The 13244-nt window shown below is 70.1% G+C and carries 11 protein-coding genes and 5 tRNA genes; 13 read left to right on the forward strand and 3 right to left on the reverse strand.

Features of this window, described 5'->3' with window-relative positions; genetic code table 11:
• Window positions 1–2 precede the first annotated feature (2 nt).
• Complete coding sequence (locus ACIRPU_RS23490; protein ID WP_403870387.1) at window positions 3–3734, reverse strand: nitrate- and nitrite sensing domain-containing protein; 3732 nt, start codon at window positions 3732–3734, stop codon at window positions 3–5.
• Between the two features lie 602 nt (window positions 3735–4336).
• On the opposite strand from ACIRPU_RS23490, the gene ACIRPU_RS23495 reads away from it, so the two are divergent.
• The 9 genes from ACIRPU_RS23495 to ACIRPU_RS23535 all read left to right on the forward strand — a co-directional run bounded on the left by ACIRPU_RS23495 (window position 4337) and on the right by ACIRPU_RS23535 (window position 8367).
• Complete coding sequence (locus tag ACIRPU_RS23495) at window positions 4337–4525, forward strand: hypothetical protein (protein WP_355705212.1); 189 nt, start codon at window positions 4337–4339, stop codon at window positions 4523–4525.
• A 147-nt stretch (window positions 4526–4672) separates the two neighbouring features.
• Window positions 4673–5458, forward strand: coding sequence for a fumarylacetoacetate hydrolase family protein (locus tag ACIRPU_RS23500; RefSeq protein ID WP_355705211.1), 786 nt, complete (start codon window positions 4673–4675; stop codon window positions 5456–5458).
• Window positions 5451–6935, forward strand: a complete 1485-nt coding sequence (gene gltX, locus ACIRPU_RS23505; protein ID WP_403870391.1) for a glutamate--tRNA ligase — start codon at window positions 5451–5453, stop codon at window positions 6933–6935. Before ACIRPU_RS23500 ends, gltX begins: the two co-directional genes overlap by 8 nt.
• A gap of 97 nt (window positions 6936–7032) precedes the next feature.
• On the forward strand, window positions 7033–7761 hold the full coding sequence (locus tag ACIRPU_RS23510; RefSeq protein WP_384117613.1) for an HAD family hydrolase: 729 nt from the start codon (window positions 7033–7035) through the stop codon (window positions 7759–7761).
• Window positions 7762–7851: 90 nt separating this feature from the next.
• A tRNA-Gln gene (locus ACIRPU_RS23515) sits at window positions 7852–7923 on the forward strand.
• A gap of 43 nt (window positions 7924–7966) precedes the next feature.
• Window positions 7967–8039, forward strand: a tRNA-Glu gene (locus ACIRPU_RS23520).
• A gap of 62 nt (window positions 8040–8101) precedes the next feature.
• Window positions 8102–8174, forward strand: a tRNA-Glu gene (locus ACIRPU_RS23525).
• 20 nt (window positions 8175–8194) lie between these two features.
• Window positions 8195–8266: transfer RNA gene (locus ACIRPU_RS23530), tRNA-Gln, on the forward strand.
• 28 nt (window positions 8267–8294) lie between these two features.
• A tRNA-Glu gene (locus tag ACIRPU_RS23535) sits at window positions 8295–8367 on the forward strand.
• A 66-nt stretch (window positions 8368–8433) separates the two neighbouring features.
• On the opposite strand, the gene ACIRPU_RS23540 is transcribed toward ACIRPU_RS23535, so the two are convergent.
• Window positions 8434–9078 (reverse strand): MerR family transcriptional regulator, encoded by a 645-nt coding sequence (locus ACIRPU_RS23540; protein ID WP_403870395.1) that lies wholly within the window; start codon window positions 9076–9078, stop codon window positions 8434–8436.
• Window positions 9079–9116: 38 nt separating this feature from the next.
• Between ACIRPU_RS23540 and ACIRPU_RS23545 the strand changes: the two genes are divergently transcribed.
• Window positions 9117–9611: a DUF4188 domain-containing protein gene (locus tag ACIRPU_RS23545; RefSeq protein WP_403870398.1), complete on the forward strand. Its 495-nt coding sequence runs from the start codon at window positions 9117–9119 to the stop codon at window positions 9609–9611.
• 166 nt (window positions 9612–9777) lie between these two features.
• Here the strand turns inward: ACIRPU_RS23545 and ndgR are convergent, their stop codons facing one another.
• Entirely contained in the window at window positions 9778–10494 is a 717-nt protein-coding gene (gene ndgR / locus ACIRPU_RS23550; RefSeq protein ID WP_031034192.1) for an IclR family transcriptional regulator NdgR, read from the reverse strand.
• Between the two features lie 189 nt (window positions 10495–10683).
• On the opposite strand from ndgR, the gene leuC reads away from it, so the two are divergent.
• From leuC to ACIRPU_RS23565, 3 genes are all read left to right on the forward strand, one after another.
• The gene (gene leuC / locus ACIRPU_RS23555) at window positions 10684–12114 is read left to right on the forward strand and encodes a 3-isopropylmalate dehydratase large subunit (RefSeq protein ID WP_351763556.1); all 1431 of its coding nucleotides are present in this window, start codon (window positions 10684–10686) and stop codon (window positions 12112–12114) included.
• A gap of 6 nt (window positions 12115–12120) precedes the next feature.
• Window positions 12121–12714, forward strand: a complete 594-nt coding sequence (leuD, locus tag ACIRPU_RS23560) for a 3-isopropylmalate dehydratase small subunit (protein ID WP_355705208.1) — start codon at window positions 12121–12123, stop codon at window positions 12712–12714.
• A gap of 286 nt (window positions 12715–13000) precedes the next feature.
• Entirely contained in the window at window positions 13001–13231 is a 231-nt protein-coding gene (locus tag ACIRPU_RS23565) for a hypothetical protein (protein ID WP_355705207.1), read from the forward strand.
• Window positions 13232–13244: the final 13 nt, after the last annotated feature.

Here is a 13244-nt window from a genome sequence, read left to right on the forward strand (position 1 = left end):
AACTAACGCTCCTGCTGGTGAGTGGGGCTCGGGAAACTGCCGGTCTGACCGTTGCCGGCCTGACGACCCTGCGCGATGCCCCGACGGAGATTGGTCAGCCGTCCGCGTACGTCGTCAGGCGCACGCGAGACCTGCGGACCGGGTTGGTGCTGTTGCTGCTGAGCCGTGCCCGGGACGAGGTTCGCCCTGGGCACCCGGCGCGGCAGGCCGGAAGTGGTGACGCCGCCCGCGGCCGGCTGCCTGACCCGCTCGGCCTGCCGGACGAGTTCGTCGTTCGGCGAGGTGCGCCAGGAGGCATTGGCGGCGGCGGGACGCTGGGGGGCAGCCGGAGCCTGCGGCTCCTGGTGCTGCTGCTGTTGCTGCGGAGCCTGGGCCGCACCGCCCGCCTGCTGACCGTGGAACCAGTTGGTCTCCAGCGTGTCGTAGAGCGGGGTACGCCCGTCACCGGGACCCGAGGCCGGGGGCAGCGCCTCCGGCTCCGGACGCCCGACGTGACGCACCGGACCGGTCGGCTGCGCGGGGTTGCCGTAGCCACCCGACTGCGGAGCGGCGAACTGGCCGGTGGACGAGGGGTCCTGGCGGCCGGGCAGCGAGTGCTGACCGGTCGAGGAGCCGTCGTAGCCGGGTGCGGGGAACTGGCCGGTGGAGCCGTTGTCGTACGCCTGCGGGGCGAACTGGTTCGGGGCCGCCGAGGCGTTCTGGCCGCCCGGTGCGCCGAAGACGTCGGACCGGGTGAAGCCGTTCTCGTCCTGCTGGCCGCTGGTGCCGGGACGCTGGAACTGGCTGGTGTCCTGCCGTCCGCCCGGACCCGTCTGGGGGTTGGCCACGACCGGGAACTGGCCCGTGCTGTGGAGACCGTTCGCGACGGGACGGCCGAAGTCGGCGGGACCCGCCGGGGCCTGGCGGTCGTCGGTGCGCGGGATCGCCGGTATCTCGGCGGTGGCGCCGGGACCCTGCCGGTCGTCGAAGCGCGGCATGCGCGACGTCTGGGCGACGTCCGGCTCCTCGTGACCGCGCGGGGCGTCCAGCGGGCTGCGCGACACCGGCGGCTGGGCGTTCTCGTCGCCCCAGCTGGTCACCCGCGGCTGCGGGTTGCCGCCGGGCAGCTCGGCGCGCGGACCACCGCGCGGCGGCAGCTGCGGCTGGCGGCCGCGGCCGCCCTGATCCGCCTTGTTGCCCCGCTGCTGCGTCGGACGTCCGCCGAACATGTCCACACCCTGGGGGGTGGTACCGGCCGCCTGGAGACCCTGCGGCGCGCCCGGCGTCTGGCCGCCGAAGCCGGAACCCGCACCGGCCGGAGCCGGTCGGCCCTGCTGGGGGGAGGCCGGAGGCTGCTGCGGTCCGCGCGGCGGCTGACCACCGGGACGGCCACCGCCGTCACGGCCGGGCAGCGCGGCCCGGGGACCCTGACCCGGGGCGAGCCGGCCGCCGGCGCCGGGAGCGGAGCCGAGGGCGCCGCCCTGCGAGCCGTTCTGCGAGCCGTTCTGGCGACGCGCGGCGGCGACGCCCGCGGCGGCCTGCGCGGCGGCGGGACCACCCGCGACGCTGCTCTGACCGGGCTTGGGCTGAGGCTTCTTGCCGCCCTGGGCGACGTCCACGGGGAGCATGACCAGCGCGGTCGTGCCACCGGAGTCCGAGGGACGCAGCTGGATGCGGATGCCGTGCCGCTGCGACAGCCGGCCGACCACGAACAGACCCATGCGTCGGGAGACCGACACGTCCACGGTGGGCGGCGACGCGAGTCGCTCGTTGATCGCGGCGAGGTCCTCGGGGGAGAGGCCGATGCCGGTGTCGTGGATCTCGATCAGGACGCGGCCGTCGGGCAGCGCGTGACCGGTGACCTTGACCTTGGTCTGCGGGGACGAGAACGAGGTGGCGTTCTCGAGCAGCTCGGCGAGGAGGTGCACGAGGTCGTTGACGACCCGGCCGGCCACTTCGGTGGTCGGCACGGAGGACAGCTCGATGCGCTCGTACTGCTCCACCTCGGACGCGGCGGCACGCAGCACGTCGACCAGCGGGACCGGACGGGTCCAGCGACGGCCGGGCTCCTCACCCGCGAGGACGAGGAGGTTCTCACCGTTACGGCGCATGCGGGTCGCGAGGTGGTCGAGCTTGAAGAGCGAGGACAGCTGGTCCGGGTCGGCCTCGCGGGACTCCAGTTCGGAGATCAGCGACAGCTGGCGCTGGATCAGACCCTGGGAGCGACGCGAGAGGTTGGTGAACATCGCGTTGACGTTGCCCCGCAGCAGGGCCTGCTCGGCGGCGAGGCGGACCGCCTCGCGGTGCACGTCGTCGAAGGCCGCGGCCACCTGGCCGATCTCGTCCCGGGAGTGCACACCGACCGACTCCACGGACGTGTCGACGTCCTGCGGGTCGGACTCGGACAGCTGCTTGACCAGCTCGGGCAGCCGGTCCTGGGCGACCTTGGTGGCGGTCTCCTGGAGGCGGCGCAGCGAACGGATCATGGACCGGGCGACGACGAACGCGCCGACCAGCGAGACACCGAGCACGAGCAGGATGAGCGCACCGGAGATGATCGCTTCGCGCTCCGACGCGGCGCGCAGCTCACGCGCCTTCTGCTCCATGTCCTCGAGCAGCGTGAGCTCGATGTTGGTCATCTGCTTGATCTTGGTGGAGCTGGCGTCGATCCAGTCCTGGTACGACTGCTTGTCCAGCGACTCCAGGCCGCTGGAGGAGCTGAGCGCCCGGTTGGCGTAGGTGTCCGCGTCCTCGATGACCGGGTTGCCCAGCTCGATCGGCTTCAGCAGCTCCTCCGCGCCGCTGTCGCCGTAGATGCTGCGGAAACTCGCGAGCTCGGACTCCTGGTTCTCGAGAGCGGCCTCGGCGTACTGCCGGTCGTTCTCGGAGAGGTCGCCGTAGACGGTGTTGCCCACCGGCAGCGCCGCCGCGAGCACGGCGCGCTGGACGGAGGCGTACTCCTTGGCGGAGGAGAAGGCGGCCAGCGCACGCGTGCGCTGGATCATCTCCGGGTTGCTCGTGGCCTGCGCCATGTCCTGCGAGAGGTCGAGCAGGCTGGTGATGAGGCGGTGGTAGGCCTCCACCGTCTGGGTGGAGTTGTCCTTCTCCGCGTAGGCCGTCGTCCGGACCTTGGCGAGGTTGCCGAGGTCGCTCAGCAGACCGACGAGGCTGTCCCGGACGCCCTGGAGGTTGCCGTCGGCGGTGGCGCCGTCGATCTCCTCCGACGAGTCCTGGAAGGCGCTCAGCGCGCGGTCCGTCTTCTCGCGGTAGCCCTTGATCCCGGGGTCGGTCGCCTTGCCGTTGTGCGCCAGCGGGCCGGCCGAGCGGTCGCGCTCGTCCTGGAGCGCGTCGGCCAGGTCGGTGGCCTGCTTGGTCATGTCCGTCAGCAGCTTCATGTTGTCGAGCTGCTGGATGTCGTCCATCGACTGGTTGATGCGCAGCGCGCCCAGCGAGGTGGCCGCGACCACGGGCAGGGTCAGCAGCGCCACCAGACGCGTGGAGATGCGCCAGTTGCGCAGCGCCACCCGCGGGCCGGGGCCGCTGGGACCACTCGGCGGCTTCGTCGGAGCCGGGGGAGGAGAACTCGGCGACGCGGACGCACCGGGACGCCCGGAGCGCTCACCGCCGTCGCCGGACGGATTGGGGCCCGGGTTCTGGGCGTGCTGGGGCGAGGAGCCGACTGCCATCGGGCCAGTCCCGCCGTGCGGCTCCGGCTCGGCCGAAGCGCTGCCATCCCTCTTGAAACGTCCCTGCACTAGCGTCGCAACCTCTGGACCAGGCGCCCCTCCGCGTGAACGGAAGGACGGTGTCGGCGTGTTGAGGGGCGTCCTGAATACGCCCCCCAATTGGTCGTGAGTAACCGGCGCTGGCTCCCCCTGTCTCGCCGCCACCGGGCGCGCTGAGCGCCCTCTGTGCGCCGGCTCGATCCCGCGGCGGTCCGAGGAATTCCAGCACAGTGCAGGATCTCCAACAAGGCCCGTTGGCCAGGCTGTGACATCCGTGACACGACGTGAGGGTCAAGTTACGGGATGTAGAAACCGATCCCGTATAAGGCAGACATAAGGGTGCGAAGGGGTGGCGGTCGAGTGGTGTCCCAGTCGCCATGATCAGGAGCGGAATGAGCGCTTCAGGTGGCGTATGTCCGTTTCATGACGGTCACCCGTCAGTCGGAAATGACCGGTTTGCCCATTGATTCGTGAGCAAACTCACACGCTGATCATGCGACCTTCACGTCTTCACCGGGAATCGCGTGTTTAGCCTGACGCTTTACAGGGATGGCACATCCGACAAACCGCGTCTGTGCGGAGGCCCTTGAGGGCATCCCGGACGCCCGGACACGACAGGGTCACGTACAACAGTGAAGACGACGACGATGTTCCACAAGATCGCCAACCCCCGGCGTACGACCCTGGCGCACCTCAAGGACGCCGACGAACTCCAGCTCCCGGAGCAGCAGGAGCACTCCGTCGAGCTTCCCGCCCAGACTGCGAATCCCAAGCGCACCATCCTCATGGAGATGCCGGTCGCGGCCTCCGTCGCCGAGTAGATCTTCACGCGGAGATACGGGCACCGGCCGCCGAATGCTCAAGGCGGCCACCCACGGATGTCAAGGGCGTCCCCGGCCGGGGACGCCCTTCCGCGTTAGCCTGGAGCGTCACACTCCAGTCAGCTCAGTCAAGGGGCCAACCAACCCGTGCGCATCGCCAGGTTCTCCATCGACGGGAACGTCGCCTTCGGCGCGGTCGAGGGCGACAAGCCGGACGAGCTCGTCCTCGACATCATCAAGGGCATCCCGTTCACGGACTTCGAGCTCTCCGGCACCAAGGTGCCGTTGAGCAAGGTCCGGCTGCTCCCGCCCGTCCTGCCCAACAAGGTCGTGGCCTTCGGCCGCAACTACGCCGAGCACGCGCGCGAGCTGGGCAACGAGGTGCCGGACGCCCCGTTCGCCTTCTTCAAGCCGTCCACCTCGGTGATCGGCCCCGGCGACGCCATCCAGTACCCGGCCTTCTCCGAGGAGGTCCATCACGAGGCCGAACTCGCCGTGGTCATCGGCCGGCTCTGCCGCGAGGTGCCGCGCGAGCGCGTCAAGGACGTGATCTTCGGCTACACCTGCGCGAACGACGTCACCGCCCGCGACGTCCAGAAGCGCGAGAAGCAGTGGGCCCGGGCCAAGGGCTTCGACACCTCGTGCCCGCTGGGCCCCTGGGTGGAGACCGGTCTGGACCTCGAGACCGCGAGCGACCTCACCGTCCAGCTGACGGTCAACGGGGAGCAACGGCAGCTCGGCCGCACCAGCGAGATGATCCACTCGATCGAGGATCTGATCGTCAACATCTCCGAGGCCATGACGCTGCTCCCCGGCGACGTGATCCTCACGGGCACCCCGGCAGGGGTAGGCCCCCTGGTCGTCGGCGACGAGGTCGCCGTCACCATCGAAGGCATCGGCACTCTCACCAACAAGGTTGTCAAGCGTGGCTAGCGCACCCGGCTCCCCCGTACGCGTCCGTTTCTGTCCCTCGCCCACCGGTAACCCCCACGTGGGCCTGGTCCGCACCGCCCTGTTCAACTGGGCGTTCGCCAAGCACCACCAGGGCACGCTGGTCTTCCGCATCGAGGACACCGACGCGGCCCGTGACTCCGAGGAGTCCTACGACCAGCTCCTGGACTCGCTGCGCTGGCTGGGCTTCGACTGGGACGAGGGCCCCGAGGTCGGCGGCCCGCACGCGCCGTACCGCCAGTCGCAGCGCATGGACCTCTACGCCGACGTCGCCCGCAAGCTCCTCGACGCCGGCCACGCCTACCACTGCTACTGCTCCCAGGAGGAGCTGGACACCCGCCGCGACGCCGCCCGCGCCGCCGGCCGGCCCTCCGGCTACGACGGCCACTGCCGCGACCTCACCGAGACGCAGGTGGCGGAGTACAAGGCCCAGGGCCGCACCCCGATCGTCCGCTTCCGCATGCCCGACGAGACGATCACCTTCACGGACCTGGTCCGCGGCGAGCTGACGTTCACCCCGGAGAACGTGCCCGACTACGGCATCGTCCGCGCGAACGGCGCCCCGCTGTACACGCTGGTCAACCCGGTCGACGACGCGCTGATGGAGATCACGCACGTCCTGCGGGGCGAGGACCTGCTCTCCTCGACCCCCCGCCAGATCGCCCTCTACAAGGCGCTGACCGACCTGGGCATCGCCCAGGGGACCCCGCACTTCGGTCACCTGCCGTACGTGATGGGCGAGGGCAACAAGAAGCTGTCGAAGCGGGACCCGGAGTCCTCGCTCAACCTCTACCGCGAGCGCGGCTTCCTCCCCGAGGGCCTGCTCAACTACCTCTCGCTGCTCGGCTGGTCGCTCTCGGCCGACCAGGACATCTTCACGATGGACGAGATGACCGCGGCCTTCGACATCGCGGACGTCAACCCCAACCCGGCGCGCTTCGACCTGAAGAAGTGCGAGGCGATCAACGCCGACCACATCCGCCTGCTGGACGTGAAGGACTTCACGGAGCGCTGCGCGCCCTGGCTGAAGGCCCCCTACGCCCCCTGGGCCCCCGAGGACTTCGACGAGGCCAAGTGGGAGGCGATCGCCCCGCACGCCCAGACCCGTCTGAAGGTGCTGTCGGAGATCACCGACAACGTCGACTTCCTCTTCCTCCCGGAGCCGGCCGTCGACGAGGCCAGCTGGACGAAGGCGATGAAGGAAGGCAGCGACGCGCTGCTCGCGACGGCCCGCGAGAAGCTGGCGGCGGCCGACTGGACCTCGGCCGAGTCCCTGAAGGAGGCCGTCCTGGCCGCCGGCGAGGCGCACGGCCTCAAGCTCGGCAAGGCCCAGGCCCCGGTCCGCGTCGCCGTCACCGGTCGCACGGTCGGCCTGCCGCTCTTCGAGTCCCTGGAGATCCTGGGCAAGGAGAAGACGCTGGCCCGCGTCGACGCGGCCCTGGCGAAGCTCGCCGCGTAGCCCCACCCGTGCCCGAAGGGGCGGCGCCCGGCGACCCGGGCGCCGCCCCTTCGGCATCTCCCGGACAGGGCGGCCGCCTCCGCGTTACCGTCGGATCATGAGCATCCTCGCCGTGGTCTGGGACGTGGACGACACCCTCTTCGACTACACGACCGCCGACCGCGAGGGCATGCGGTCCTATCTGACGGCCGAGGGGCTGCTCGACCGGTTCGGCACCGCGGAGCAGGGCCTCGCGCGGTGGCGGGAGGTCACCGAACAGCAGTGGGCCCGGTTCTCGGCGGGCGGGATCACCTTCGAGGACCAGCGCCGGGACCGGGTACGAGCGTTCCTGGGCCGCGAGATGACCGACGCGGAGGCCGACGACTGGCTGACGCGGTACCGCTCGCACTACGAGGCCGCCTGGTCGCTCTTCCCGGACGTCCTGCCCGTGCTGGACGCCCTCGCCGCCAGCCACCGCCACGCGGTGCTCTCCAACTCCAGCATCCACGTCCAGGACCACAAGCTGCGCGTCCTCGGCGTCCACGACCGCTTCGAGGCCATCCTGTGCGCGGCGGAACTGGGTGTCTCCAAGCCGGAGGCCGGTGCCTTCCTCGCGGCCTGCGAGGCCCTGTCGCTGCCCCCGCACCAGGTGGCCTACGTCGGTGACCATCCGGAGATCGACGGACGGGGCGCCGCCGACGCCGGACTGCTCTCCGTGTGGATCGACCGCTACGGTGCGGCCACCGTCGAGCTCCCCTCCGGACGGCACCGGATCGTCTCGCTCGCCGAACTGCCTGCGATCCTCGGCCCCGATACCCGTTTTGGAGCCCGGTCCACCTTCGGGTAATGTTCTTCCTGCGCCGCCGGGGAGCGGGCCGAAAGGCCGGTCCGGAGGAGCAACGCTAGAACAAGAACCCTTACGGGGATTGCGTTCCAGTGGCCTATGGTGTAATTGGCAGCACGACTGATTCTGGTTCAGTTAGTCTTGGTTCGAGTCCAGGTAGGCCAGCTCGCAGAGCTCATCTGCACCATGTGGAGATCTACTCCACGAAGCCCCCGTTGTGTAGCGGCCTAGCACGCTGCCCTCTCAAGGCAGTAGCGCCGGTTCGAATCCGGTCGGGGGTACAGATCCTTCCCGCGAGGAGAGCTCGGGTAGCTCCCTCTCACCTCGATGCAGGATCGCTAGGGCCCCCGTTGTGTAGCGGCCTAGCACGCCGCCCTCTCAAGGCGGTAGCGCCGGTTCGAATCCGGTCGGGGGTACGCTTTTCCTTGAATCACCTTGGTCTATGGTGTAATTGGCAACACTACGGTTTCTGGTACCGTCATTCTTGGTTCGAGTCCAGGTAGACCAGCTCGGACCTGCGGAAACGCAGAGTCCAGGCCCCCGTTGTGTAGCGGCCTAGCACGCCGCCCTCTCAAGGCGGTAGCGCCGGTTCGAATCCGGTCGGGGGTACATGATCGGAAAGCCCCTCGTTTCGGCGGGGGGCTTTTTGCCTATCCGCAGGTACGGACATCCGGCTCAGGCGAAGCCGTACCGCCGCGCCGACTCCTCCTCCTGCGCCAGCCGGTGCAGCGCCTGCATCATCGGCTCGACGAGGATCGCGCCCAGCACCGCCGCCTCGATCCGCTCCGGCTCCGACTCCCGGGTCTCCACGAAGTCCAGGTCCAGCACGGCCGCCCGGTGCATCAACCGGGCGTAGGACACGAGAAGTTCGGCGTTCCAGTCGTAGCCGAGCCGGCGCAGCGCGGCCACCGCCACCACCAGCGAGCGGTAGGCGGGGGAGATGGTCGTCAGCAGCCGGGCGTTCGACCAGCCCAGGGCGTGCAGCAGTTCGTCCGCCTCGCGGTGGGCGGCGCGCACGTACTCGTCCTCCGCGTCCGGCTCGGGGACCTGCGGCAGCGCCCACAGGGCCGAGCCGAGCCGCATCGTGCGGCCCAGGGAGTCGTCGTCGACATGACCGAGGACCGCGCGGACCGTGGCCACCGGCAGCCCGCCCACCTGGATCATCGCCCGCACCAGACGCAGCCGGCGCAGATGCTCCTCGTCGTACTCGGCGGTCGTGGCGTTGACCTGACGGCCGGGCGGCACGAGCCCCTCGCGCAGGTAGTACTTGATCGTGGCGGTGGACACACCGCTGCGTTCGCTCAGTTCGGCCAGCCGCATGCCTTGCGCCTTCCATTGGTCAGCGGCACTATCCAAGCATGTCCTCCACAGTCAGCCGTACCACCGCGGACGCCCGGGGAGACGTGGTCGTCCTGCTGATCGGGATGCGCGTCAACCACTTCTGGGCCGTGCACCAGTGGGTGCCGGTCATGCGGGCCATGTTCCGCATGCTGGCGGAGCTGAAGAAGGAGCCGGACCGCGGCCTGCTCTCCCGGGTGCTCCTGACGGCCTCGCCACGGACGTACTACGTCGTCCAGTACTGGGAGTCCAAGGAGAAGCTCTACGCCTACGCGAGCGCGCCCGACGCGTTCCACCACGAGGCGTGGGCGAAGATCAACCGCATGGAGCGGGGCGGCAAGGTGCGGGGGCACGTGGGGATCTGGCACGAGACGTACGTCGTGCCGGAGGGGTCGTACGAGGCGATCTACGGGGACATGCCGGCGTTCGGTCTCGCGGCCGCGCACGGGCAGGTTCCGCTGGGGGAGCGGGGGCGGTCCGCGAAGGACCGATTCGCCCACCGTTCCGCGTCGTAGGGGTCTGTCGTCTCGCGGGTGCGGGTGCGGGTGTGCGGTGGCTGGTCGCGCCCACGCGGGCGGAGTCGCGCGTCGGCACGGACGAGCCCGCGCCCCGGCGTAGGTCGGTGCTGCCGTCGGTTCAGGGGCTGCCGCGGCGTTGAGGCGGCCCCTTCCCCGGTCGGCGTCAGCCGGTCCTGCGCAGGGCCTCCGAGAGGCGGCCCGCAGCGTCGATGATCGCCTGGGCGTGCATCCGGCCGGGGTGGCGGGTCAGGCGCTCGATGGGGCCCGAGACGGAGACGGCGGCCACCACGCGGTTGGACGGGCCGCGGACGGGCGCCGACACGGAGGCGACGCCCGGCTCGCGCTCCCCGATGGACTGGGCCCAGCCGCGGCGCCGTACGCCCGACAGGGCCGTCGCCGTGAAGCGGGCGCCCTGGAGGCCGCGGTGCAGACGCTCGGGCTCCTCCCAGGCCATCAGGATCTGGGCCGAGGAACCGGCCTTCATCGTGAGCGTGGAACCGACCGGGACCGTGTCCCGAAGGCCGGACAGACGCTCCGCCGCGGCCACGCAGATGCGCATGTCGCCCTGGCGGCGGTAGAGCTGCGCGCTCTCGCCCGTGATGTCACGCAGATGCGTCAGCACCGGGCCGGCGGTGGCGAGGAGACGGTCCTCGCCGGCGGCCGCGGCCAGCTCGGCCAGCCGGGGGCCGAGGATGAACCGGCCCTGCATGTCGCGCGCCACCATACGGTGGTGTTCCAAGGCCACGGCCAGCCGGTGAGCCGTGGGTCGTGCGAGTCCGGTGGCAGCGACCAAGCCTGCGAGGGTGGCCGGACCGGACTCCAGGGCGCTCAGGACAAGGGCTGCCTTGTCCAGAACGCCGACGCCGCTACTGTTGTCCATGCAACGATACTCCCGTCTCACTCTGTGAAACGCAAGTTCATTTTTCCGTGAGACGCGCAACCCTTGGACACATGGTGGCCCGCGGACCAACGGGCCTGGCGGCGGGTGCCCGGGAACAGGGGCAACGGGCGTCGCCTCCACAAGATCTCTAGTTGGGCCGGTGCGTCATTGCCGGCCGGAGGGAAAGCGATGGGTAGGACACTCGCGGAGAAGGTCTGGGACGACCACGTCGTCCGGCGCGCCGAGGGCGAGCCCGACCTCCTCTTCATCGATCTGCATCTCCTGCACGAGGTGACCAGCCCGCAGGCCTTCGACGGGCTGCGGCAGAACGGCCGCCCGGTGCGCCGTCTCGACCTCACCATCGCGACCGAGGACCACAACACCCCGACCCTCGACATCGACAAGCCGATCGCCGACCCGGTCTCGCGCGTCCAGCTGGAGACGCTGCGCAAGAACTGCGCCGAGTTCGGCGTGCGGCTGCATCCGCTCGGCGACGTCGAGCAGGGCGTCGTGCACGTCGTCGGCCCGCAGCTGGGTCTGACCCAGCCCGGCACCACCGTCGTCTGCGGCGACTCGCACACCTCCACGCACGGCGCCTTCGGCGCGCTGGCGTTCGGCATCGGCACCTCGCAGGTCGAGCATGTGCTGGCCACCCAGACGCTGCCGCTGGCCCGCCCCAAGACCATGGCGATCACGGTCGAGGGCGAGCTGCCCGACGCCGTGACGGCCAAGGACCTGATCCTGGCGATCATCGCCAAGATCGGTACCGGCGGCGGCCAGGGCTACATCCTGGAGTACCGGGGCGCCGCCATCGAGAAGCTCTCGATGGAAGCCCGGATGACCATCTGCAACATGTCGATCGAGGCCGGCGCCCGCGCGGGCATGATCGCCCCCGACGAGACCACCTTCGCGTACATCAAGGGCCGCGACCACGCCCCCGAGGGCGCGGACTGGGACGCGGCGGTCGAGTACTGGAAGACGCTGAAGACGGACGCGGACGCCGAGTTCGACGCCGAGGTCGTCATCGACGGCGCCGCGCTGTCGCCGTTCGTCACCTGGGGCACCAACCCCGGTCAGGGCGCGCCGCTTTCGGCCGCCGTCCCCGACCCGGCTTCGTACGAAGACGCTTCGGAGCGCCACGCCGCCGAAAAGGCCCTGGAATACATGGGGTTGGAGGCCGGTCAGCCGCTGCGCTCCATCAACGTGGACACAGTCTTCGTAGGTTCGTGCACCAACGGTCGGATCGAGGACCTGCGGGCCGCCGCCGCCATCGTCGAGGGCCGCAAAGTCGCCGACGGCGTACGGATGCTGGTCGTCCCCGGCTCGGTGCGGGTCGGTCTCCAGGCCGTCTCCGAGGGTCTGGACGTCGTCTTCAAGGAGGCCGGCGCCGAGTGGCGGCACGCGGGCTGCTCGATGTGCCTCGGCATGAACCCCGACCAGCTGGCCCCGGGTGAGCGCTCGGCGTCCACGTCCAACCGCAACTTCGAGGGCCGGCAGGGCAAGGGCGGTCGTACGCACCTGGTGTCGCCGCAGGTCGCGGCCGCCACGGCCGTCCTGGGCCACCTGGCCTCCCCGGCCGACCTGTCCGACGCCGAGACCCGTACGCCCGCTGGAGTCTGATCAGTCATGGAAGCATTCATCTCGCACACCGGCCGGGCCGTCCCGCTGCGTCGCTCCAACGTCGACACCGACCAGATCATCCCTGCTCACTGGCTCAAGAAGGTCACGCGGGACGGGTTCGAGGACGGTCTGTTCGAGGCCTGGCGCAAGGACGGGGCCTTCGTCCTCAACCGCCCCGAGCGGCAGGGCGCGAGCGTTCTGGTCGCCGGTCCCGACTTCGGCACCGGTTCCTCCCGTGAGCACGCCGTCTGGGCACTCCAGAACTACGGCTTCAAAGCCGTGATCTCGTCCCGCTTCGCCGACATCTTCCGGGGCAACTCGCTGAAGAACGGCCTGCTCACGGTGGTTCTGGAGCAGAAGATCGTGGACGCGCTGTGGGAGCTCACCGAGAAGGACCCGCAGGCCGAGATCACGGTGGACCTCGAGGCGCGTGAGGTGCGGGCCGAGGGCATCACCGCCTCCTTCGAGCTGGACGAGAACTCCCGCTGGCGGCTGCTGAACGGGCTGGACGACATCTCCATCACCCTCCAGAACGAGGCCGACATCGCCACCTACGAGGCCAAGCGCCCGACGTACAAGCCGAAGACGCTCCCGGTCTGACCCCGACCTGGGCGCGGGGCCCGAGAAGGCCCTGAGCAGGTCGAGTTTCGGCCACCGCGACACCCCCGCCGTACCCCCGATCGGTCCGATCGGGGGTACAGCTGTGTCTGTACCCGTTCGGCCCCGTGAATCTTCGCCCTCCCTCCCAACTTCCCACGTTAGAGGGGTTGTTGCCGGGGTACGCGCCCTGTGTGGACACGACCGCCGGAAGTGCCGGGGCGGCCGTTCGAGGCGGCAGTTGCCCCCTGGGCGGGCGACAACTCGCCCCAGATGGCACAATCTGTGCATGGAACACGACGGCCAACTCGAGCTCTATACGGCGGTCGCGAACCAGCTCAAGGAAGCGCACACAAGAGTGCGCGCACTGCAAGTCCCGGAGGGCGTACGGATGGCGCTGACCCGGAAGCTGCTGGTCATTACGGCCGCGGCCAAGCACGATCTCGCCGATGCGACAAGGCGTCTGGAGCGGTTCATGACGGACCTCGACGAGGGGCGAATGCCCGAAGGGGAGCGTTGATCGTCTCCGGAGC

This window comes from Streptomyces sp. NPDC102259 (assembly GCF_044766465.1).
Lineage (GTDB): Bacteria > Actinomycetota > Actinomycetes > Streptomycetales > Streptomycetaceae > Streptomyces.

What these genes read in the sequence shown, in the direction of transcription:
- leuD (WP_355705208.1), top strand. Translation starts at nt 12,121, where the DNA reads ATGGAAGCATTCATCTCGCACACCGGCCGGGCCGTCCCGCTGCGTCGC.
- ACIRPU_RS23545 (WP_403870398.1), top strand. Translation starts at nt 9,117, where the DNA reads ATGTCCTCCACAGTCAGCCGTACCACCGCGGACGCCCGGGGAGACGTG.
- ndgR (WP_031034192.1), bottom strand. Translation starts at nt 10,494, where the DNA reads ATGGACAACAGTAGCGGCGTCGGCGTTCTGGACAAGGCAGCCCTTGTC.
- ACIRPU_RS23510 (WP_384117613.1), top strand. Translation starts at nt 7,033, where the DNA reads ATGAGCATCCTCGCCGTGGTCTGGGACGTGGACGACACCCTCTTCGAC.
- ACIRPU_RS23565 (WP_355705207.1), top strand. Translation starts at nt 13,001, where the DNA reads ATGGAACACGACGGCCAACTCGAGCTCTATACGGCGGTCGCGAACCAG.
- ACIRPU_RS23540 (WP_403870395.1), bottom strand. Translation starts at nt 9,078, where the DNA reads ATGCGGCTGGCCGAACTGAGCGAACGCAGCGGTGTGTCCACCGCCACG.
- leuC (WP_351763556.1), top strand. Translation starts at nt 10,684, where the DNA reads ATGGGTAGGACACTCGCGGAGAAGGTCTGGGACGACCACGTCGTCCGG.